The sequence below is a fragment of the Amycolatopsis sp. NPDC043889 genome (assembly GCF_056435645.1).
In genome coordinates this window covers 229,105-250,709 of sequence record NZ_JBWKEC010000003.1, presented here as the reverse complement: position 1 = coordinate 250,709, position 21,605 = coordinate 229,105, and the positions used below count along the sequence as shown (strand labels likewise).

The window sequence follows — 21,605 nt, the reverse complement described above, 5'->3', positions numbered from 1 at the left end:
ATGCGTTACCGCAACATCGGAGACGTCGAAGTGAGCGCGATCGGGCTGGGCGCGATGCCCCTGTCGATCGAGGGCCGTCCTGATCGGGACCGCGCGATCGCCACGATCCACGCCGCGCTCGACGCCGGTGTCACGCTGATCGACACGGCCGACTCCTACCACTGGCACGCGGGCGAAACCGGCCACAACGAGATGCTCATCGCCGACGCGCTGGCCGTCCGCGGCGACTCGGACGGGGTCCTCGTCGCGACCAAGGGCGGCCGTGGCCGTCCCGGTGACGGTTCGTGGACCGTCACCGGGACTCCCGCGCACCTCAGGAACGCCTGCGAGGGGTCGCTGAAACGCCTCGGCGTCGACGCCATCGGGCTCTATCAGCTGCACAAGCCCGATGAGAACGTGCCGTGGGCGGATTCCGTGGGTGCGATCAAGGAGCTGGCCGACGAAGGCAAAATCCGGCTCGCCGGGATATCCAACGTGTCCCGCGCGCAGATCCTCGAAGCGCGGGACATCCTCGGCGAGACACTGGTTTCGGTGCAGAACGAGCACGCGCCCGCGAATCTGTCGCACGAACCGGAACTGGCCCTGTGCACCGAGCTCGGGCTCGCCTACCTGCCCTGGGGCCCGCTCCGCGGCATCGACGGGGAATTCCTTTCCGTGGCCGAAGATCTCGGGGTCAGCCCGCAACGGGTATGCCTGTCCTGGCTGCTCGCGAAGTCGCCGTCGATGATCGCGATCCCCGGCTCGACGAGGCCCGCGACCATCCGCGATTCGGCGGCCGCGGCCGATCTGGTGCTCACCGCCGAGATGCTGGCTCGCTTGCCGTGATCAGGCCCCGGCCACCAGCGCCACCCCCAGGCCGATCATCGTCGCGGCGACCAAACCGTCCAGCACCCGCCACGACGACGGCTTGCGGAAGAACCCGCTGAGCAGCCGGGCGCCGAACCCGAGTGCGAGGAACCAGATCACGCTGGCCGACACCGCACCCACGCCGAACGCCCACCGATCGCTGCCGTGTCCGGCCGCGATGGCGCCGAGCAGGAGAAGGGTGTCGAGGTAGACGTGCGGATTCAGCCAGGTGATCGCCAGCGTGGTCAGCACGATGCGGCGCAACGATCCGCCGGTCTCCGGGCCGCCGGTCTCCAGCGCGGACGGCTTGAACGCGCGACGGGCCGCGAGGGCGCCGTAGCAGAGCAGGAAAGCGCCGCCGACCAGCGCGACGATGGTGAGCGCTTCCGGTGACGTCCCCACCAGCGCTCCGACCCCGCCGACGCCGAGGCTGACCAGGATGGCGTCCGAGAAGATGCAGATCAGCACCACGACGAGTACGGCTTCGCGCCGGATGCCCTGGCGCAGCACGAAGGCGTTCTGCGCGCCGATCGCGACGATGAGGGCCATGGTGGCGCCGAACCCGGCGACCGCGCTGAACAGAACGTCTCCCATGCGGACAACACTAGGAAGCCACTCGTCAACAGTTAAACTAAAGATTCTTACGTAAGATTAGCGTTCGTGATGACAGATCTGCCCCTCGACCTGGTCCGCACGCTGCTGGTGGTCGCCGACGAAGGCACGTTCGACGCGGCGGCCTCGGCACTGCACGTGACCCCGTCGGCGATCAGCCAGCGCGTCAAGGCGCTCGAACAGCGCACCGGCCGTGTCCTGCTGATCCGCACGAAACCGGTACGCCTGACCGAATCCGGGCAGGCGGTGGTGCGGTTCGGCCGTCAGGTGGCGCTGCTGGAGGCCGACACCCGGGCCGAACTCGGCCTGACCACCGGCGACGAGCCGGTCCGGCTGCCGATCGCGGTGAACGCCGATTCGCTGGCGACCTGGTTCCTGCCCGCCCTCACGAGGGTGCCGTCCGAGCAGAAGATCTGCTTCGAACTGCATCGCGAGGACCAGGACCACACCACGACCCTGCTGCGGGAGGGCCTGGTGATGGCCGCCGTGACGTCGTCACCCGATCCGGTCGCGGGGTGTTCGGTGCAGCGGCTCGGGCACATGCGCTACCTCGCCGTCGTGAGCCCGGCACTCGGCACCGACCTCGACCTCGCCGAAGCACCCGTCGTCGTCTTCGACCGCCGTGACGACCTCCAAGACCGCTTCGCTCGCGAGCGCGGCACGATCGCGAGCCGGCTGCGGCACTACGTCCCGTCGTCCGAAGGGTTCTTCGACGCCGTCGCGGCCGGGATGGGCTGGGGCATGGTGCCACTCGCGCAGATCGGCGACCGGCTGCGCGACGGCAGTTTCGTCTGCCTCGACCCCGATCACCCGATCGACGTACCGCTGTTCTGGCAGCAGTGGAAACTCGACTCCCCCGCGCTGGCGGCGGTTTCGGCCGCCATCACCACGGCGGCCGCGGACCTGCTGGTCGACCCACAAGGATGAAGACGCGCGGATCGGCCGGGTCGTGAGATCCTGGGCGCGGGACGCGCATCGCGGGTAGCCGCCGTGCCACCTCTGATCCGGGAAGATGAGGCCATGCCGAACGAGCTCCGACTGACCGGCGACGCCGACGCCGACAAGCTGCTCAACGACGATCCGTTCGCCCTGGTGACCGGTCTCCTGCTTGATCAGCAATACCCCATGGAACACGCTTTCCGCGGGCCGAAGAAGATCGCCGACCGGATGGACGGCTTCGACATCCGCAAAATCGCCGAAGCCGACACCGAGACCTTCGTCGAACTCTGCGTCACCCCACCGGCCATCCACCGCTATGGCGGCTCCATGGCCCGGCGCGTCCAAACCCTCGCCCAGTACGTCATCGAGCACTACGACGGCGACACCGCCGCGCTCTGGACGGCCGGGCGGCCGAAACCCAACGGCGAAGAGGTCCTCAAACGCCTCAAAGCCCTCCCCGGTTACGGCGAACAAAAAGCCAAAATCCTCCTCGCGCTCCTCGGCAAACAACTCGGCGTCCAGCCCAAAGGCTGGCGCGCCCTCGCCGGCGCCTACGGCGACCGCGGCTCCCGCCGTTCCATCGCCGACGTCACCAGCCCCGAAAGCCTCGCCGAAGTCCGTGCCTTCAAGAAAGCGGCCAAAGAAGCCGCCAAGGCGACCGCTGAATAACCACCGAGCACCACGGCGGTCTGACCCCACTCTGCTGACGAACTTCCGGGACGGTCGCTTGCCCGGGCGAACATCGATCCAGCACGACTATCGCCGCTGAAGCGGTGGAGGACACTTCCTATGACGATGGAGACTTCGCGTATCGCTGTAGTGACCGGAGCCGGAAGGGGGATCGGCCTGGCGATCGTTCGCGCGCTGGTCGAAGACGGATTCACGGTCGTTGCGGCAAGCCGCACCGTCACCGCCGGATTGAAGGAGCTGACGCCGGACGCGCTCGAAGCCGATCTGGGCCACCCCGACGAGCCCGCCCGCGTCGTGCGGCACGCTCTCGACCAGCACGGCGGGATCGACCTGCTGGTCAACAATGTCGCGGGCACGTCCACGCCGCCCGGCGGATTCCTCGCGCTCGACGACGAGGCATTCCTGCACACCTTCAACGTGACTTTCATGTCGAACGTCCGTGCCACGCGGGCCGCGCTGCCGAGCCTTCTGGAGCGCCGCGGCGCGGTGATCAACATCAGTTCCGTCAACGCGAAGCTGCCCCAACCACGGCTGGTCGCGCAATCCGCGGTCAAGGCCTCGGTGTCGAACCTCGGTAAGGCGCTCGCCGAAGAGTTCGGCGGCCGCGGTCTGCGGGTGAACACGATTTCGCCCGGCCCGGTGTGGACCGACCTGTGGACGTCGCCCGGCGGTCCCGGCGACATGATCGCCAAGCGAGCGGGTGCCACGCTGGACACGTTCAAGGACCAGCTGCCCGCCACCGTCGGCACCTCGACCGGCGAGTTCGCCGACCCTGACGAGATCGCGGCGCTCGTGGTGTTCCTCGCCTCCGGCAAGGTGGCCAATATGAGCGGTGCGGATTTGGTGATCGACGGCGGGATGATGAAGACGGTCTGAGCCGGTGGCTACTTCCTCCCCGCTCCCGGCCACGGTCCCGGTGTCTCGGCGGGCAGTTCGGCCTGCTCGACCTCGGTGCGGAACAGCCGGAAGCCGCGTGCCTGATAGTTCTTGAGCGCGGCCGGGCCGTCCGTGGTGCAGGTGTGGACCGTGACGCGGCGCGTCGTCGCCTTGCCCGGCCAGCGCTCCGCGAGCGCCCAGGCCTCCCGCAGTGCGACGGTCAGCAGGTGCCCGCCGACGCCCTTGCCGACGAAGGACGACATCAGGCCGAAGTACGCGAGCTCGACTTCGCCGTCCACAGTGCCGTCGAGTTCGAAGTAGCCGCACGGCGTCCCCTGCGCGTAGGCCACCCAGGTCTCGACCCCCGGCCTGTCCAGCCACTCGACCCACTGCGCCCACGTCCAGCCGAGCCGGTCGATCCAGAACCAGTCGCCGCCGACGGCGGTGTAGAGGTAGCGGTTCAGTTCCGGGCTGACCAGCTCGGCACGGGTGACCGTCACCGGGACGGACGGCGGTTTCGCGGCGCTCAGATCGTCCGGTGAGGTCTGCTCGAGGTGCCAGGTCGTGATCTCCATACGGCGATCATTTCAGCCAGACCCGCAGCGGCCCCAGGGCCGTGTAGCCGTTGCGGAGGGCGGCGTCGAGATCTTCGCCGTGCTCGTAGCCGGTGATCGGCAAGCCGGGGAAGCTCGCCGCGACGGCCGAGGTCGCACCGCGCCAGGCTTCGTCCAGATCGCCCTGGGTGTACAAATTGGACAGTCCGGCGAAGTCGCCGTCCCGGTTGGCCGTCACCCCGGCGACCCCGTTCGACCACAGGGCGACGGACGGGTCGTCGAACCGGTCGCCGACCCGGGCCCAGCCCGGTTGGAGCGGCAGCCGAACCGTGCGGGTGATCCAGGTGGCCTCGAAGAGCACCTCGAAGCCCGCCTGCGAAAGATCCAGGCAGCCGAAACTGTCCTTGACCGCGCAGCCCGGCGAGGTGTCGATCCCGTCCAGCACCTCCGCCGCCGTCGCGTCCGGCGTCAGGGTCATCGCGTCGGGGTACAGCGGTGGTGTCCGGCTCGCCGACTTCCAGACGCGGGTGGTGAAAGTGCCCGTCCGGCACACCGTGTCGCACCAGCGGGCGTTGACCCGCACGGCGTCCGCTACACCCGCGCGAACCACAGCACGTCCGGTTCCCCTTGCGGCACTGGGATCTTCAGCTCGCGCACCTCACCGAAACGCGCCCGGAGCCGCTTCGCGAACGACGACACCGACTCGGCGCTCCACACCCCGAGCACGCCGCCGGGCCGCAGCCGTGCGGCGAGCATGTCGAGGCCTTCGTCCCGGTAGAGCTTCGCGTTCCCGTCGGTGACCGTCCACTCAGGACCGTTGTCGATGTCGAGGCACAGCGCGTCGAACCGTTCTTCCGTCCGGCGCAACCACTTCACCAGATCGGCCTCGACGACGGTGACCCGGTCGTCGGACAGGGCGTCGTCGTGGACGTCCCTGAGCGGGCCCTCGCGGTTCCAGCCGATCACGGCGGGCTCGCGCTCGACGACCACGACCTCTCCGACCCCGGGATGGTCCAGCGCGGCGCGCAGCGAATAGCCGACGCCGAGGCCTCCGATCAGCATGCGTGCCTTGCCCGGCACCAGGTCCGCCGCCACCGACACGAGCAACCGTTCGGATTCACCGTTCCGGGTGTCCATCAGGAAGACGCCGTTGGCGATGACCTCGAAGTCGGCTCCGGCCCGGCGGAGCACCAGTTCGCCGCTTTTCCCGGCGACTTTGTCGAGTACGTCGGTCATCCGGGCAGCTTATCGGCGACGGTCACAGCAGTCCCGCCAATTTGTACAGGACGAGGCTGCCGGCGACGGCGACGTTGAGACTCGCGCCGGTGCCCACCATGGGGATTTCGACGACGTTGTCGAGAAGGTCGAGCGCGTCCGGCGGAATGCCCTGCTGCTCATGGCCGAGCACGGCGATCGTCCGCCCCCGTGCGGGCGCGAGATCGGCGAGACGCACGGCCTCGTCGGCGAGTTCGACACCGACGATCGCCGTGCCCGCCGCCCTTTCCCGCTCCAGCCAGCCCGGCGGATCGTGCACCCAGTGCACACAAGCCGGACGGCGCAACGTGTTCCCCCGGCGCGGCGACGAGATGTCCCCAACAGGAGTGGGCTTTGCTTCTTCTGGCCGCACGCAATTCCGAAGGCGTGCGGACCCGGATCGACGGGCTCACCGGACGTGAGGCGTCGCGCCTCCAAGGATTTCGAGGATCATGAGGACACTGTAGCGAGAATCACCCCGACGCTCCTAACCTTGTAAGCGTCGGAGGTGATTTCTCATGCAGGCGACCGTCGGAGACGAGATCCACGTGCACGGGCGCACGGTCGGCTCGGCAGAGCAACACGGTGAGATCCTCGAGGTCCGCGGCGAGCACGGTGCTCCGCCGTACCTCGTCCGGTTCGCGGACGGACACGAAGGGCTGGTGTTCCCCGGCCCCGACTGCGAAGTCCAGACCCGCGCCGAGTAGTCGTCACTCGGCCAACGCGGGCCGCGGCACGCGGTTCCGCCAGCCCGCCACGACCACGGCCGCGCCGAGCGCGGTCAGCACCGCCGCGATCTCGGGCAGCAGGAGCGGCCCGCCGCCGCTCAGCACCGCTCCGCCGACCAGGCCGGAAAGGCCGACGCCGAGATAGATCGCGGAGGCGTTGAGCGAGAGGACGAGCCCGGCGTTGTGTTTGGACAGCTCGATCAGCCGGTGCTGGATCGGCGGGTTGACCGACCAGGTGGCCAGACCCCACAGGAAGAGGACGACGGCCGCACCCGCGACGGTGGTCGCCACCAGCGGCAGCAGCGCGAGCACCACGGTGATCCCGCCGAACACGACCAGCAGCGGTCCCCTGGCGCCCCAGCGGTCGGTCGCGCGGCCGCCGAGGACGTTGCCGAGCGCGCCGCCCGCGCCGTACACGAACAGCAGCAGGCTGACCGTCGTGCCGTGGACACCCGCGGTGGCGGACAGGACCGGCGAGATGAAGGTGTAGACGGAGAACGCGGCCAGGCAGCCGAGCACGGTCGCGCCGAGCATGGCGAGGACGCGCGGATCCTTGGCGACGGTGAACCGTTCGGCCAGCCGGACCGGGGGTGGCGCCGGGACGGCGGGCAGGACCAGCCGGACCGCGAAGGCACCGAGAAGCGAGAAGGCCGCGACGAGTGCGAAGACGGCCTGGTAGCCGACGCTCTGCGAAAGGACGCTGCCGAGCGGCACGCCCAGGATCGTCGCGACGGTGAGTCCGCCGAAGACGAGGGCGACCGCGCGGCCCCGGCGTTCCGGCGAGGTGAGTTCGGCGGCGACGGCGCTCGCGGCCGGGGTGAAGACCGCCGCGCCGATCGCGGTGACGACCCGGGCGAGGAGCAGGGTCACGTAGCCGGGCGCGAGGGCGGCGAGGGCGTTGCCGATGGCGGTGACGACGAGGGCGGCGACCAGGAGCGTGCGCCGCTCCCAGCGGCCGGTGACCGCGGCGAACAGCGGTGAGCCGACCGCGTACGCGATGGCGAAGGCGGTGACCAGCTGCGCGGCGGCCGTCTCGGAGACCGCGAGTTCGCCGGTCAGCGCCGGCAGCAGCCCGGCGACGACGTAGCCGCTGGTGCCGACCGCGAACGTGCCGAGCGCTAGCACCGCGGTCCTGGGTGGTGCGAAAGTCATGACTCCCCAGCTCCAGACCCCTCAGATCGCGATTAGCCCGCGAAACGCAGGTCGGCGCCGGATCGCGATTAGGCCGCTAAAGGCGACATGAGGGTCGTTGTTCGATGGTTGTCGTAGTTCGATGGAGACCGTACTACGAACTCGCCGGAAGTTCGAGGGACGTCGTACTATGGACGGATGGCCGCGACGCAGCAGTACGTCTATCCCGATCAGGACGAGATCCGGATCGAGGCGGTCCTCGCCGCGCTCGCGGACCCGGTCCGGCTCGACATGGTCCGCCAGCTGGCCGAACCCGGCACCGAGATCTCGTGCAGCGGATTCGACGTCGCCGTGACCAAGTCCACACTCACCCATCACCTGCGCACGCTGCGCGAAGCGGGCATCATCATGGGCCGCCAGCAGGGCACCGCCCGCTACAACTCGTTGCGCCGCAAGGATCTCGACAAACTCTTCCCCGGCCTGCTCCAGGGCGTGCTCGCCGCCCGCCGCTGAGGGTGGTCAGCCTCACCCGAAACCGGGATGACAAAGGCACCCTCGATCGGTTGAACTGGACGCAGGACAGCGGGGCCGCACGCGCTGTCTTCTTTTGTGCCTGAGACCTAAATCGATTCAGCTCCCCATCCGCGACGCTGGGCGAGTAATCGTTTACCCAAGTACGACCCCCGGAAGGAGAGCCGTGCCCGTCGCGCTGCTCGCGCTCGCCATCGGTGCCTTCGGCATCGGGACCACCGAATTCGTCATGATGGGCGTGCTGCCCGAAACCGCCGCGGACTTCGGCGTGTCGATCCCGTCCGCCGGTTACCTCATCTCCGGCTACGCGCTGGGCGTCGTGGTCGGCGCCCCGCTGCTCACCGCCGCCGCCGTCCGCCTGCCGCGCAAGACGATGCTGCTGGCGATGATGGGGCTGTTCACGCTGGGCAACGCCCTCTTCGCGCTCTCACCGAACCAGGAGTTCGGCGTCGCCTTCCGCTTCCTCGCCGGCCTGCCGCACGGCGCGTTCTTCGGCGCCGGCGCGGTCGTCGCGTCCAGCCTGGCCAAGCCGGGCGAACGCGCGAAGGCCGTCTCGATGATGTTCATGGGCCTGACCCTGGCCAACGTCGTCGGCGTGCCGCTGGGGACGCTGCTCGGCCAGAAGGTCGGCTGGCGCGCGACCTTCGGCGTCGTCGCCGTGATCGGCCTGCTCGCCATGGCCGCGATCGCGAAACTGGTCCCCCACCAGGGCAAACCGGTCGAGCCGTCGCTGCGTGGCGAACTCGGCGCCTTCCGCCGCCCGCAGGTGTGGCTCGCGCTCGCGATCGTCACCTTCGGCCTCGGCGGCGTGTTCGCCTGCCTGTCCTACATCGCGCCGATGCTGACCGACGTCACCGGCTACTCGCCGTCCGACGTCACGCTGCTGCTCTCCCTGGCCGGGGTCGGCATGACGATCGGCAACTACCTCGGCGGCAGGCTCGCCGACAAGGCGCTGATGCCGAGCCTCTACGTCTCGCTGATCGGGCTCGCTTCGGTGCTGGCGATCTTCACCTTCACCGCGAACGGCAAGGTCGGCGCGGCGGTGACGATCTTCTTCGTCGGCCTCGCCGGGTTCATGATCGGCCCGATGATGCAGGCCCGGATCATGGAGAAGGCAGGCGGGACGCCGTCGCTGGTCTCCGCCGCCGTGCAGTCGGCGTTCAACATCGCGAACTCCATCGGCGCGTACCTGGGCGGCCTGGTGATCGCGGGCGGGCTCGGCCTGGTCGCGCCCAACTGGGTCGGTGCGTCGCTGGCCGTGCTGGGGCTCTCGCTGGCCGTGGTGTCCGGCGGCATGGACCGCCGCGAGGCCCGGCTCGCCCCCGCCATGGCTTCCTGACCTCATCAACGCGCGTGAAGGCCCCCTTCCCTCGGCTCAGTCGAGGGGGAAGGGGGCCTTCACGCGCGTCAGGACAGAGGTCCGCCGGTGATCGTGAAGGCGATGAACAGGATCAAGACGGAAAGCGCGCCGTAGGTCAGGACGTCGACCGGTTTGCCCCGGATCGCCAGCAGTCCGGCCTTCGCCTCGGGCAGCACCGCCCGGAGCAGGCCGGCGAGCAGCAACGCGCCGCCGATCAGCGCGGCCCCCTGCCGCCAGTGGTACTGGCCGATCCGGAGGGCGGCGACCGCCACCACCAGCATCACCAGCAGGAACGGCAGGTGATGGAGCAGTGCCCCACGGTCACGCCGTTGTCCGGCCACCGCCATCAGTCCTCGTCCTTCAGGGTCGCGTCGGCGATTCGGTTCACTCGGTAAGTATCCCGGGTGAGTGACCCGGCACCAGGTCAGGGCGTCTTCCGGGGAGTCAATAGCGGCAAAACCCACATGCGGGGTGCACGCGAGCGCGGATACGGTCAAAATGTGACCGTGGCACAACCGACGACTCAGTTGAACGCGACCGAGCAGGACACCCTGGTCAAACAGATCGGCCTCGCCCTGCTGCGGGCCGCTCCGCGTGATTGGCGGAAGGTGACCGCCGAGTACCGAGCCGTCGGCAGGTACCACGAGATGACCGGGGAGATCATCACCGAGGACGGCAGCTCGCACGAATGGGTCGCGACGCACGACATCGCGACACTGTTCGGCAGGCTCCGTGCCGGGATGTATCGCGACGGGCGCGGCACCTGGTTCAACGCCCGCTACCAGCTCGACCACCCGTCCAGCTACAACCTCGAATACAACCGCGACGAGCCGCAGTGGCGCCTCGCGCCGCCTCCGCAGGCGCTCTCCGACGAACTGCGCATGTTCCCCCGTTCCGAGGAGAACGTGCCCGAATGGCTGATCCGGCGCATGTCCGGCCTCGGCCCCGAGCAGCCCGGACCGCATTTCCGCATCGCCCGCATCTTCGACACGATCGGCCCGGCCGGGCGTCCGGTGATCAACCGGCCCGACCTGGAGATCGAGGAGCAGGACAGGCTGCTCGAGTACCTCGACCACGCGCCGCTGGTGGTCACCGAACGCGGCTACGACATCGACCGGCTCGCGCAGACCCCCGAGGCCACCGTCCCGGTCGCCTTCCACAGCGACGGGCAGTGGATCTGGCCCGCCGCCGTGAACTTCTACCTGCGCCAGTACGGCGTCTCCCCGGAGCTCGACCTGATCGAGCACGTCCGGCAGAACGACTTCACGCTGCCCGAGGTCGACGGCCCGACGCTGCAGGCCGCGGCGGGGTACCTCACCCGGGGGAATCAGCCTCCGCAGCAGCGCCCCAACGGTCCGGGTGGGCCCGGCGGGCCTAGTGGGCCCAACAACGGCTCGCCCGCGGGCCCGCCTCCGCAGGGTCCGCCGCAGAACGGCCCGGTGCCGCCCCCGCAGCAGGCCGCGCCCGGTCAGGCCGGACCCGGTGGTCCCGCGGGCCCCGGTCCGAACCAGGCCGCCGCCCAGCCGCCCGTCCCGCCGCCGCACCAGCAGGGTCCGGACCAGGCAGCGGTGGCCGCCGCGGCCGCTCCGGTCGCCGCGGCCGCGGCCGTCCCCTCCGCGGAGACAGGTGTCCCGGACCAGGCCGAGCAGGCCCAGCGGTACGAAGACGACTACGACACCCAGGACTACCAGGCGCAGGACTTCCACGAAGCCGCCGCCGAGCAGCAGTACGAAGCCGGTTACGAAGACCCGTACGCGCACGACGAGGCGCGGTTCCACGAGTCCGAACAGGACGTCTTCGCCGACGAGGACCGGCAGGGCACCGATCCCGAGCCGGAACCTCGGGCCGACCCGGAGGCCACCACGTACGCGCGGGTCCCGCAGGCCGACGCCTATGAGCGGCCGCCGGTCGAGGAAGAGCAGGACGCGTACGCCCGGCAGGAGGAAGACCAGCCGTACGCGCCCCCCGAAGAGGAGACGACGACCGGTTACACGCCGGTCGAGCAGGCCGACGCCGGTCCCGAGCTGCCTCTCCTCACGCACGACGCGGGGCCGAACGTGGCACCCCCGCCGTCGGACACCGAGGTCACGCGGGTCGACGCCCCGCCGCCCGCGCCCGAGGTCCGCCCCGAGCCCGAACCGCGCCGCGTCGAGCACACCGAGCCGGCGCTGAACGAGTTGCAGGCGAAGTTCGACGAACTCGACGTGCCCGGCGACGTCTACCGCATCGGCTCGCCCGCCGAGCACGGCTGGAGCGTCGAGCAGGTCGACGGCGGCGGCTGGCGGGTCGGCTGGTACGACGGGAAGCTGACCAATCCGGCGGTGTTCGGTGACGCCGAGGACGCGGCCGCGTTCATGCTCGGCAAGGTCCTGCTGAACCCGAACGGCGCTCCGCCTCCCGCGGAGCAGCCCGCCGTCGAAGAGGAACCCGTCGAGGAGCCTCCGGCGCCGCCCGTGCTGGCGACGCTGTCCCCCGAGATCGCCACCGGTTCGCATCCGGTGCCGCCGCGGGAGTCGATCCCGGCACAGGAACAGACCGCGTTCACGACGGCCGAAGAGCTGCTCGGGGACGATTTGGACGACGAGCCCGCCCCCGCGCCGGTCCCGCCCGCACCCCCGGCGCGGCCGAACCCGGTGCTGGCGAGCCCGCCGCCCGCGCCGCCGCGGCGCGAGCCGCCGGTGACGCCGCCTCCGCCGCCGATGCGGCGCGAGGAACTGGCCCGTCCGCCCGCGGCGGCGAACGCCGCCGGGGCGCCAGACGCCAAGCAGAACTGGCCGATCTCGCCGCTCAACGGTGAGCCGCCGCTGACGCTGTTCCGCGGCAAGGAGCTGCGTGAGCTGCCCGCGGGCAGCGAGCTGGACCGCTTCGGCGGCCCGAACGGCAACCTGACCTACGCGGCCGGGACGCCGTTCGAGGAGCGCTCGCTCGTGCCGGAGTGGGTGAACCGGCCGTACCACGTCTATCGCGTGCAGCGTCCGCTCGAAGCCCTCGCCGGTGTCGCGATCCCGTGGTTCAACCAGCCCGGCGGCGGGTCCGCGTACCTGCTGCCGGCGTCCATCGAGGAGCTGCTCGCCGAGGGCGACCTCATCGAGCTGGACCCGGGCGAACCGCCGATCGACTAGTCCGTTCTGCAATGAAGGGGCCTTTCATCGCAAATTTTGCGATGAAAGGCCCCTTCATTGCATCTGGGGTCAGTGGATGACGAGGCCGTGCGCGGCGGCGTAGGCGATCGCGGTCTCGGTGTCCACGTGGACACCGGAGAGGTTCGCCTGCACCAGGCCGTTGGCGTCGAGCCGCGCGCCGCGCAGGTCCGCGCCCTCGAGTTTCGCGCCCGCCAGCCGGGCGCCGGTGAGGTCCGCACCGCGCAGGTCGGCGCCGGTCAGGTCCGCTTCGAGCAGGTTCGCCTCGCGCAGCCGCAGGCCACCTAGGTCCACTTTGGACAATCGCGCCTTGCTGAGCGAGACCAGCGAGAGATCGCATTCGGTGAAGGCGACCTTCTGGAATCGGCAGTCCACAAAGGACGATCCGAGCATCGAGCAGGAGCTCCACCGCGTGCTCGCCAGCACACTGCGATCGAAGGTGCACGAGCGGAACGCGGACGCCTCGTGGCGCGAGCCTTCGAAGTCGACCTTGGTGAAGTCGCACTGGTCGAAGGTGCAGCCCTGGGTACGCAGCCCGCGCAGGTCGGCTTCGGTGAAATCACATCCGACGAAACTGCGTTTTTCCCACCACTGCTTGGAAAGAACGGCTTCTCGGTAGTCCTCCGCGGTCTCGATCACCCGTCCAGGATCGCATACCCGCTCACGTCCAGGTGATGCCGTCGAGCAAGTCGCGCAGCTTTGCCGCCCGGCGCTCGGACGACGCGGCGATCCAGCCGATCCGGCCGAGCAGATGGGCGCGGAAGTCCGGATGACCGGCCCGGTTCTGCTCCTCCGGGCCGGTCCGGGCGCAGTTGTGGAGCAGCGCGCGCAGGGCGTCGTAGTCGGCCCGCGTCGCGGCGGGCGCGCTGTTGACCACCAGTCCCGCGACCCGTTGCCGCTGGTGCGCGGCGGCGATCGACGTCTTGTCGTCCCTGAGCCGGAACCCCTCGTCGGTCACGATCCGCCGGACCCCTGGCAGCAACCGGTGCAGCGGCAGGGAATCCCCGGAGAACGCCAGATCGTCGGCGTACCGCGTGTAGACCGCGCCCAGCGCACGGGCGAGGCCGTTGAGCCGGCGGTCCAGATGGTGCGTGACCGCGTTCGCGACCGCGGGCGACGATGGCGCGCCCTGCGGAAGATGCGTGGCCGCCAGGTTGTTCAGCAGCCGCACGCGCGCCGGGTCCCGCCGTCCCCCCGACACGGTGGCGAGGACATCCGGCGGAACGGCCGTGGTGAGCACGCCCGCCAGTGCTTCCGCCACGGCGGGCGGATAGCCGGCGAGCGCGAGCAGCGCCGAGATCCGGCGCGCGGACACCGCCGGGAAGAACCCTTCGAGGTCCATCCTGACCACGGTCTCGCGGCCGGCGTGGGATGCCGCGCACGACAGCGGCGACCGGCCGCGCCGGAATCCGTGCGCGGCCTCGTGCACCGGCAGCGCGTCGACGACGTGCCGCACGATCCGGCGTTGCAGTTCGGCGATCCGCGGCTTCGGCCGCTCGATGAGCCGCACGCCGCCCGAAGCGGTCGGGATCCAGCGGTAGGTGTAGTGCCGGATCGGATCGGCCGCACGCCTGTTCCAGCTCCTCGCGTCGGCGAACCACGAGAGTTCGCCGGGCGTCAGGTCGAGGGCGGTGGCGCAATCGTCGAAGGTCGCCCAACGGGCCACCTGGAATCGCCAGGCCGGCATGGGTTCGAGGAGCGACGCGGAGGTGACTCTTTCTCCTGTCATCCGCGCGGACTCGCACGCGGAGCGTGCCGCCCTCGCGCGGGGCGCCTTGTCTCGCTGTCTTCGTGCTCCCCGGGGTTGCCCCGGAGTGGGTGGCGATCCACCGGCTCACCTCCGCGTCGCTATCGCCACCCTACCGACTTCAGCGACTGGGGATGATCTCCGTGCCGGAGACGTAGCGCATGGCCTCGATGAACTTCGGGTCGTTCATCCGGCGCTCCATCTCCGGATAGTCGAGGTCGACCAGCCGGGTCTGGATCCACCACAGGTTGCCGAACGGGTCGCGGACCCGACCGACACGGTCGCCGAAGAAGAGTTCGGTCTGCCTCGTCACCTCTTCGGCGCCCGCCTCGACCGCCCGGCGCTGCGTCTCCACGCTGTCCTCCACGTAGAGCCGCAGATACGCCGGGGTGTCGACCCAGTCGTCACGCGAGTCGAACAGCATGACGACCGAGTCGCCGATCCGGACCTCGGCGTGCCCGATCTTCCCGCCTTCGACGTACACCGGTTCACCGATCGGCTCCGCATCGAAGACCCGCTTCAAGAAGTCGATCACGCTCGCGGTGTCGCGCGAGATGATCCACGGGGTGACCGAGTGGTAGCCATCGGGGATCGGGTTGCTCATCGGGGTTCTCCTCAGTCGTCGTGTGCGATGAGAAGAACGCTAGAGCCCGTATAGGACAGATCGTGTCCTAATGCGATTTCAGCAGGAAAGGCGGCTTCGGCTCCTGCCACTCCGGCATGTCCAGCGAGTTGAGCACCTCGACGATCCGCTTCTCTTCGTAGCGGAAATGCGTCTCCATGATCGCCGTGAGGCCGTCCAGTTCCCGTTGGACGTGCAGGATCTCGGCCTCACTCGACCCGGGGCCGACACCGGCGACCAGCTCTTCGAGCCGTTCGATGATCCCGGTCATGACCTCGTGGTCGTGCGCGAGCTCTTCGAGCGACGGCCGCAATTCGGGGAATTTCTCCGCCAGCACAAGGAAAGCGCCACCGTCTTCCCCGGCGTGATGCCTGGTCAGCGCCGAGCAGAAGGTGAGGCAATGAGCCCGGAGATCGCGCAGCCGCTCCGCGCGCCCGACCGCGACCGATTCGAGGTCGTCGTGCAGTGCGGCCAGCTCTTTACGCAGCCAGTTGTGAACCTGAACGAGTTGATTTCCGAACGCCGTCAACCGGCCGTCCGTTCGAGAAGGGGTTTCCATGATTTCCCATGGTCCGGCGCCTCCATGCCCGCGACGGTCTCTTTGCCGGGTGCACTGCGACGCTGGAAACACTTCAGCACGACCGCCAGGTGATCGTCAAGGGACTTCAGTGGAAGTCGCGGGACTTGGCGGTGATCCGCAGCGGCAGGTGCCGGATCTGTTCGGCGAGGACGTTCACCACCTCGCCTGTGCGCTCGACCACGCCCCGGACCAGCAGCGCGGGACTGCCACGGGCGACCCGGTGATAGCGCTGCCACACCCCCATCGTGCAGATGACGTTGATCATCCCCGTCTCGTCCTCGAGGTTCATGAAGGTGACGCCGCCCGCGGTCGCCGGCCGCTGGCGATGGGTCACCGCGCCGCCGGTCAGCACCCGCGCGCCGTGCGGGATCCCGCGCAGGCCCGCCGCCGTGACGACGCCGAGTTCGTCGAGGTGCTCCCGGATGAACTGGGTCGGGAAGCTGTCCGGCGACACCCCGGTGGCCCAGACGTCCGCGGCCGCGATGTCGATTTCGTCCATCCCCGGCAACATCGGCGCCTTGGCCCCGGTGATGAGTCCCGGCAGTTTCTCCGGGCTTTCGTCGGCGACCGCGCCCGCCGCCCAGAGCGCGCTTCGCCTGTTCTCGCCGAAACACCCGAAGGCACCGGCCGCGGCCAGCGCCTCGACCTGCGGTTTGGTCAGCCGCACCCGACGGGCGACCTCGGACAGATCCGCGAACGGGCCGCCGCGTTCCCGCTCCTCGACGATCTTCTTCGCCAGGTTCTCGCCGATCATCCGCACGGTGGACAACCCGCCCCGCACGGCGAGCAGTTCTCCCCCTTCCGGCAAGGGTTCCAGCGTCGCGTGCGGAAGACTCGCGTTGATGTCCGGGCCGAGCACCCGCACCCCGTGCCGCCGCGCGTCGGCCACCAGCGACTGCGGCGAGTAGAACCCCATCGGCTGCGCGCGCAGCAAACCCGCCAGGAACGCGTCCGGATGGTAGTACTTGAAGTACGCGCTCGCGAACACCAGCAGGGCGAAACTCAGCGCGTGACTCTCCGGGAAGCCGAAATTCGCGAACGCCTTGAGCTTGCCGAAGATCTTCTCGGCCAGCTCGTCCTCGATGTCGTTCTTCGCGGCGCCTTCGAGGAAGCGCCGTTTGAGCCGCTCCATCTTCTGTTCGGAACGTTTCGCCCCCATGGCATGGCGCAACTGATCCGCCTCCGCCGGCGTGAAATCGGCGATATCGAGGGCGATCTGCATCATCTGTTCCTGGAACAACGGGACACCGAGGGTCTTTCCCAGCGCGTTGGCCAGTTTCGGATGGTCGAAATCCCATTTCTCCTGGCCGTTCTTTCGCCGGATGTAGGGATGCACCGAACCACCCTGGATCGGGCCGGGGCGGATGAGCGCGACCTCGACCGCCAGATCGTAGAACGTCTTGGGAAGTAAGCGAGGCAGCGTGGCCAGCTGCGCACGGCTCTCCACCTGGAAGACACCGATCGCATCGGCGCGGCAGAGCATTTCGTAGATGTTCTGATCCTTGAGATCCAATTCGGAGATGTCGACCTCTTCCCCTTTGTGGTCACGAACCAGATCGATCATATAATGCAGGGCCGACAACATTCCGAGGCCGAGCAGATCGAATTTGACCAGCCCCGCCGCAGCACAGTCGTCCTTCTCCCACTGCACGACACTGCGGTTCTCCATGCGGGCCCATTCGATCGGGACGACCTCGCTCACCGGCTGACGGCAGATCACCATCCCGCCGGAATGGATGCCCAGATGCCGTGGGAAGTCTTCGAGCGCGCAGGCGAGTTCCACGACCTCCTCGGGGATGTCGTGATCGTGGTCCTTCTCCGTGGCGCGCAACGCACCCCAGCGGTCGATCTGCTTGCTCCACGCGTCCTGCTGGCCTGGCGAGTACCCGAGTGCCCGCGCCGCGTCCCGGACCGCGGACCGGGCCCGGTAGGTGATCACGTTCGCGACCTGCGCGGTGTTCAGCCGCCCGTATTTCTCGTAGACGTACTGGATCGCCTCCTCGCGGCGATCGGATTCGATGTCGAGGTCGATGTCCGGGTAACCGTCGCGATCCGGGGCGAGGAAGCGTTCGAAGAGCAGGCCGTAGCGCACGGCGTCGACCTTGGTGATGCCGAGCGCGTAACAGACCGCCGAATTCGCGGCCGATCCCCGGCCCTGGCAGAGGATCTTGTTGGCCCGGCAGAAGTTCACGATGTCCCAGACGATCAGGAAGTAGCCGGGAAAGCCCAGTTCTTCGATGATGTCCAGTTCGTGGTCGATCAGCTTCCTGGCTTTTTCGCGGTACTCCTCGTCCTTGTTCTTCTCGTGCTCCTTCGCGCCTTTCTTGGTGAGGTACCGCAAGTAGGACGCTTCGGTGTGGCCTTCCGGAACGTCGAACGGCGGCAGCTTCGGCTCGATGTGGTGGAGTTCGAACGCGCATTCCCGGCCGAGCAGCGCCGCCCGCTGCACCGCGCCCGGGTACCGCGCGAAGATCTCGGCCATCTCCTCCCCCGACCGCAGGAACGCCGTCCCCGCGGCGGGCAGCCAGCCCTCCATGTCCTCCAAGCCTCGCCGGGCGCGGATGGCGCTGAGCGCGTCGGCGAGCGGAGCCCGCTCCGGCCGGGCGTAGTGCGCGGCCGTGGTCGCCACCGTCGGCAGGCCGAACTCGTCGGCCATCTCGCTCAGCAGATCATTGTGCGTGCTGTCCAAGGGAAGGCTGTGGTCGATGAGTTCGACGTAGACGTTCTCCCGGCCGAAGCAGTCGATGAGTTCCTTCAGCCGCACGACGGCCGCTGCGGGGCCTTCGGTGACGAGCGCCTTGCGCACCGCGCCCTTGCGGCAACCGGTGAGCACCACGCACTTCCCGCGTACCTCTTCGGCGACCGCGCGCAGGTCGTAGACCGGCCTGCCCTTCTCCGCCCTTTCCTTGGGGGACAACGACTGCCTGTCGAAGCCGTACAGCTGGCCGGCGGTGATCGCCCGGTTCAGGCTCAGGTACCCGTCCTGTTGCTTGGCCAGCAGGAGCAGATGCTCGCCCTCGGGGTCGGCGGACCCGTTCTGCGGCCCCGAAAGGCCGAAACTGAGCTCCGTGCCGAAGACGGTGTGCACGCCCAGCTCCCTCGCCGCTTCGGCGAAGCGCACCACTCCGTACATGCCGTCGTGATCGGTGAGCGCGATCGCGTCCAGGCCCAGCCTCGCCGCTTCCTCCACCAGCTCCTCGGGATGACTCGCCCCGTCCAGGAAGCTGAAGTTCGAATGGCAGTGCAGTTCGGCGTACGGCACCCGGTGCGCGGTGGCGCCGTCGTCGTCACCGATCAGCCCGGTCAGATCCGCGGGCGGCTGATAACCCTGCCGTTTGGCACTCCAGGCGGGGCTGTCCCCGCCGTCGCCGGACGGCACCTCGCCCGCGAGCTCGCGGGCGAGGTCCTTCCATGGCCGCGGAGGGTTGTTCCAGCCCATCGGTCACCGGTTCTCGGTCGAGATTCTCGGCGCGGGGACGAACACTTCCGCGCGCGGGACGCAGGCCGCCCAGGCGGTGTCCAACTCGGCACGTTGCACCGGGATGGCCGGTTCCTCCAGCCAGCGTCGCACCAGCCGCGTGTACTCCTCGTCCATGGTCAGTCGTACTTCCCTTCCAGTGTCCACATCGGATTCTTGTGGTGCTCGAAGCGCAGCAGCACCGCCTCTTCGGCGTCCTGCCCGTCGGCCAGCAGCACCTGCACCCGCATCCGGGTCCCCGACCGGGCGTGCCCCGCGCCGGCCCGGACACCGACGAACCACGGCCCCGCCCAGGCGATCACCTCGCGCGGCTCACCACCCTCGAAACTCACGAGGAACGGAGCGGCGGTCACCCGGCGCCGCGCGGTGATCTCCACGACGCGTCCATTCTCGTCCAGCACCTGAGCAGGTACCGGGCGGGCGAACACCGTCGCCGGTGAGGGCGACGGGAGCCGCCCTGCCCAGTTCGCGTCCGCCTGCGCCGATTCCTCGCGCCGGTCTCCCCATGGCACCAGCCGGACTCGCTCGGCGGGATCGCGACCTCCGTCGAGCACCGCGGTGAAGACGCTCTCCGGGCCGAGCAATCCCTGCACCCGCACCAGCGCGCGGCAGGCACGTTCACCGGACAGGTCTTCGTCCTCTGTGGACGGACGCAGCACACCCGTCGCGCCCGCCTGCCACAACCCGAGCTGCAGCGACCGCCCTTCGACCGTCTCCTCCGGCTCCAGCCGCAACCGCACGACGCCGGAATTGGGGCGCTCCTTGGCCTTCAGCCAGCCTTCGAACTGCCAGCGCACCCTGTCCGCGACACCGAGCGGGGTCAGCGGTTCGGCGCAGCGCCACACCCGGCCGAGTTGTTCGCCGGTCTCGGTGGTGGCGTAGATGCCGAGCCGGGTGCAGGCCAGCCCGTGCGCGGCGAGCCCGGCGTGGAAGCGTTCGCCGAGTCCTTTCGCCACGAAAGCGGCGGCGTCGACCCGGTCGATGGGCGGGTCGAACGCCTTCGCCAGGGAGAGTTCCGGTGGCGGCCGTCGACGCGACGGCGGACGTTCGGACCGTCCTCGCGCCAGCCGATGCGCGAGCACACCCTCCGCCCCGAAGCGCGCGGAGACGTCGCTTTCGTCGAGCGCCGCGAAGGCGCCCAGCGTGTGCAGGCCGAGCTGTTTGAGCAAGGTGACCAGCTCGGCGCGGCCCGCCTCGGGCTGATCGAGCTCGCGGATGGGCAACGGGGCCAGGAATTCCGCCGTGCCACCGGGTTCGACCAGCGTCGAACGGCGGGCGGCGAGCGTCGCGGCGAACAGGCCGTCGGCGACGCCGACCTGACTTTCCACTCCCGCCGCCACGGACACCTCGTCCACGAGTCTTTCGAGAAGGCCGTGCTCACCACCGAAGTAACCGGCCGCGCCGTCGACCGGGACGGCGACGATCCCCGGGCGTACCACCTCGACACCGACGGCCAGCTCCTCCACCGCCCGTGCGACGGACTCGAAGAGCCGGGCGTCACGACCGTCGTCCTCGCCGAAGACCGCCAGCTCCGGACAGCAGGACTGGGCCTCGCGTCGCCGCATCCCGCGGCGGACGCCGTATCCCCTGGCCACCGCGGTGCAGGCGACCACGCGGTTCGCCGAGAAGACCGCGGCGGGGCGGCCGACGGGTTCGCCCGCGACGGCCGCGGCGGCGACCGCGGGCCAGTCCGGGCACCACAGCACCAGCATGCGCACGGGTGGGTTCACGCCGTCCCCCACCTGGTCGCGGGGAAGTCGGCCCGCTCGACCTCGCCCTGGCCGGGAAATCGCAGCAAGGCCGACATCGGCCGGGCGGCCGCACCCCGGCCACCCGCCCGTACCTCCACCTCACGGGTGCGCAGGTAGCCCGCGCCACCGCCCTCGAAGCCCGTCCAGCGCGAGCGACGGCAGCTCAGTTCGACCTCCGCACCGGGCCAGGAGCCCAGCGAAAGCAGCACCGAACCACGGTTGCGCGCGCGGGCGGACAGCTTTCTCGCCACCTCGGGCCGGGCGAGCCCCGGACCGACGACCACGAGGTCGAAGCCGTCGAGCAGGGCCGCGGTCACCGCCGGGAACTCGGCACCGGGACGGGGGACCAGCGCCAGCCTGCCCACCTCGACCCCGAGTTCCGCGGCGGCGACCACCCCGAGCGCGGGCAGGCCGACCGCGACCGCCCACGCACCGCCGGCGGTCGCGGCGGCCAGCAGGGTGAGCATCAGTGACGTGGACCCCAGCACCGAAACGGTGCTCCCGCGCCGGAGCCCCGCGGCGGGCAGCAGACCGGACAACGCCGGGGACACCGGGAGCACCCTTCCCGTCGTCCTCGCGTGTTCGGCCGCGGAAGCCACGCCACTGGCCGTGCTCACACCTGGCAAAGCCGCCAGCCTCGCCAACGGCAAGGCCCGCGCCTCGACCACCTCCGCTGTCACCGGACCTCGCCTCCCCACGACACCTAGACCGTCCTTTGTGGACGGCACCGGCGTGCCACGGGGAAGGCGGCACTTCGAACGCTTGT

At 69.6% G+C, this 21,605-nt stretch carries 23 protein-coding genes; 8 read left to right on the top strand and 15 right to left on the bottom strand.

The window, feature by feature from the left end; genetic code table 11:
* Complete coding sequence (locus AC0685_RS09185) at positions 1-825, top strand: aldo/keto reductase (protein WP_478225064.1); 825 nt, start codon at positions 1-3, stop codon at positions 823-825.
* Here AC0685_RS09185 and AC0685_RS09180 read toward each other — a convergent pair whose 3' ends face one another.
* Entirely contained in the window at positions 826-1,440 is a 615-nt protein-coding gene (locus AC0685_RS09180) for a LysE/ArgO family amino acid transporter (RefSeq protein WP_378443405.1), read from the bottom strand.
* 66 nt (positions 1,441-1,506) lie between these two features.
* On the opposite strand from AC0685_RS09180, the gene AC0685_RS09175 reads away from it, so the two are divergent.
* The 3 genes from AC0685_RS09175 (at position 1,507) to AC0685_RS09165 (ending at position 3,963) form a co-directional block, all read left to right on the top strand.
* A complete protein-coding gene (locus AC0685_RS09175) occupies positions 1,507-2,385 on the top strand; it encodes a LysR family transcriptional regulator ArgP (protein WP_478225063.1) in 879 nt (292 codons plus the stop codon).
* Positions 2,386-2,478: 93 nt separating this feature from the next.
* Positions 2,479-3,066, top strand: a complete 588-nt coding sequence (locus tag AC0685_RS09170) for an HhH-GPD-type base excision DNA repair protein (protein WP_478225062.1) — start codon at positions 2,479-2,481, stop codon at positions 3,064-3,066.
* 120 nt (positions 3,067-3,186) lie between these two features.
* Positions 3,187-3,963, top strand: coding sequence for an SDR family NAD(P)-dependent oxidoreductase (locus AC0685_RS09165; protein ID WP_478225061.1), 777 nt, complete (start codon positions 3,187-3,189; stop codon positions 3,961-3,963).
* Between the two features lie 8 nt (positions 3,964-3,971).
* On the opposite strand, the gene AC0685_RS09160 is transcribed toward AC0685_RS09165, so the two are convergent.
* From AC0685_RS09160 to AC0685_RS09145, 4 genes are read right to left on the bottom strand one after another with little or no spacing between them, the layout of a single operon-like run.
* The gene (locus AC0685_RS09160) at positions 3,972-4,538 is read right to left on the bottom strand and encodes a GNAT family N-acetyltransferase (protein WP_478225060.1); all 567 of its coding nucleotides are present in this window, start codon (positions 4,536-4,538) and stop codon (positions 3,972-3,974) included.
* 7 nt (positions 4,539-4,545) lie between these two features.
* On the bottom strand, positions 4,546-5,100 hold the full coding sequence (locus AC0685_RS09155) for a hypothetical protein (RefSeq protein WP_478225059.1): 555 nt from the start codon (positions 5,098-5,100) through the stop codon (positions 4,546-4,548).
* Between the two features lie 8 nt (positions 5,101-5,108).
* Entirely contained in the window at positions 5,109-5,753 is a 645-nt protein-coding gene (locus AC0685_RS09150; RefSeq protein ID WP_478225058.1) for a spermine/spermidine synthase domain-containing protein, read from the bottom strand.
* A 22-nt stretch (positions 5,754-5,775) separates the two neighbouring features.
* Positions 5,776-6,051: a TrmH family RNA methyltransferase gene (locus AC0685_RS09145; protein WP_478225057.1), complete on the bottom strand. Its 276-nt coding sequence runs from the start codon at positions 6,049-6,051 to the stop codon at positions 5,776-5,778.
* A gap of 238 nt (positions 6,052-6,289) precedes the next feature.
* Here AC0685_RS09145 and AC0685_RS09140 point away from each other — a divergent pair, with 238 nt between their 5' ends.
* Complete coding sequence (locus AC0685_RS09140; RefSeq protein WP_125680051.1) at positions 6,290-6,478, top strand: DUF1918 domain-containing protein; 189 nt, start codon at positions 6,290-6,292, stop codon at positions 6,476-6,478.
* A gap of 3 nt (positions 6,479-6,481) precedes the next feature.
* On the opposite strand, the gene AC0685_RS09135 is transcribed toward AC0685_RS09140, so the two are convergent.
* Positions 6,482-7,651: an MFS transporter gene (locus AC0685_RS09135; protein ID WP_478225056.1), complete on the bottom strand. Its 1,170-nt coding sequence runs from the start codon at positions 7,649-7,651 to the stop codon at positions 6,482-6,484.
* A 177-nt stretch (positions 7,652-7,828) separates the two neighbouring features.
* Between AC0685_RS09135 and AC0685_RS09130 the strand changes: the two genes are divergently transcribed.
* Entirely contained in the window at positions 7,829-8,143 is a 315-nt protein-coding gene (locus AC0685_RS09130; RefSeq protein ID WP_478225055.1) for an ArsR/SmtB family transcription factor, read from the top strand.
* A 184-nt stretch (positions 8,144-8,327) separates the two neighbouring features.
* Entirely contained in the window at positions 8,328-9,500 is a 1,173-nt protein-coding gene (locus tag AC0685_RS09125; protein WP_478225054.1) for an MFS transporter, read from the top strand.
* 68 nt (positions 9,501-9,568) lie between these two features.
* Here AC0685_RS09125 and AC0685_RS09120 read toward each other — a convergent pair whose 3' ends face one another.
* Positions 9,569-9,868, bottom strand: a complete 300-nt coding sequence (locus AC0685_RS09120) for a DUF3017 domain-containing protein (RefSeq protein WP_034304513.1) — start codon at positions 9,866-9,868, stop codon at positions 9,569-9,571.
* 153 nt (positions 9,869-10,021) lie between these two features.
* On the opposite strand from AC0685_RS09120, the gene AC0685_RS09115 reads away from it, so the two are divergent.
* Positions 10,022-12,643 carry a TNT domain-containing protein gene (locus AC0685_RS09115; RefSeq protein WP_478225053.1) on the top strand — a complete coding sequence of 874 codons (2,622 nt, stop codon included), beginning with the start codon at positions 10,022-10,024 and terminating at the stop codon, positions 12,641-12,643.
* Between the two features lie 69 nt (positions 12,644-12,712).
* Here AC0685_RS09115 and AC0685_RS09110 read toward each other — a convergent pair whose 3' ends face one another.
* The 8 genes from AC0685_RS09110 to AC0685_RS09075 all read right to left on the bottom strand — a co-directional run bounded on the left by AC0685_RS09110 (position 12,713) and on the right by AC0685_RS09075 (position 21,489).
* Positions 12,713-13,300: a pentapeptide repeat-containing protein gene (locus AC0685_RS09110; protein ID WP_478225052.1), complete on the bottom strand. Its 588-nt coding sequence runs from the start codon at positions 13,298-13,300 to the stop codon at positions 12,713-12,715.
* 22 nt (positions 13,301-13,322) lie between these two features.
* The gene (locus AC0685_RS09105; RefSeq protein ID WP_478225051.1) at positions 13,323-14,348 is read right to left on the bottom strand and encodes a reverse transcriptase family protein; all 1,026 of its coding nucleotides are present in this window, start codon (positions 14,346-14,348) and stop codon (positions 13,323-13,325) included.
* Positions 14,349-14,529: 181 nt separating this feature from the next.
* Complete coding sequence (locus AC0685_RS09100; protein ID WP_340684670.1) at positions 14,530-15,012, bottom strand: VOC family protein; 483 nt, start codon at positions 15,010-15,012, stop codon at positions 14,530-14,532.
* Positions 15,013-15,079: 67 nt separating this feature from the next.
* Entirely contained in the window at positions 15,080-15,589 is a 510-nt protein-coding gene (locus AC0685_RS09095) for a hemerythrin domain-containing protein (RefSeq protein WP_478225050.1), read from the bottom strand.
* A gap of 106 nt (positions 15,590-15,695) precedes the next feature.
* On the bottom strand, positions 15,696-19,049 hold the full coding sequence (locus AC0685_RS09090) for an error-prone DNA polymerase (RefSeq protein WP_478225049.1): 3,354 nt from the start codon (positions 19,047-19,049) through the stop codon (positions 15,696-15,698).
* 3 nt (positions 19,050-19,052) lie between these two features.
* The gene (locus AC0685_RS09085) at positions 19,053-19,205 is read right to left on the bottom strand and encodes a hypothetical protein (RefSeq protein ID WP_478225048.1); all 153 of its coding nucleotides are present in this window, start codon (positions 19,203-19,205) and stop codon (positions 19,053-19,055) included.
* Between the two features lie 2 nt (positions 19,206-19,207).
* Complete coding sequence (locus AC0685_RS09080; RefSeq protein ID WP_478225230.1) at positions 19,208-20,800, bottom strand: DNA polymerase Y family protein; 1,593 nt, start codon at positions 20,798-20,800, stop codon at positions 19,208-19,210.
* A 14-nt stretch (positions 20,801-20,814) separates the two neighbouring features.
* Positions 20,815-21,489 (bottom strand): hypothetical protein, encoded by a 675-nt coding sequence (locus tag AC0685_RS09075; protein ID WP_478225229.1) that lies wholly within the window; start codon positions 21,487-21,489, stop codon positions 20,815-20,817.
* Between the last annotated feature and the right edge of the window lie 116 nt (positions 21,490-21,605).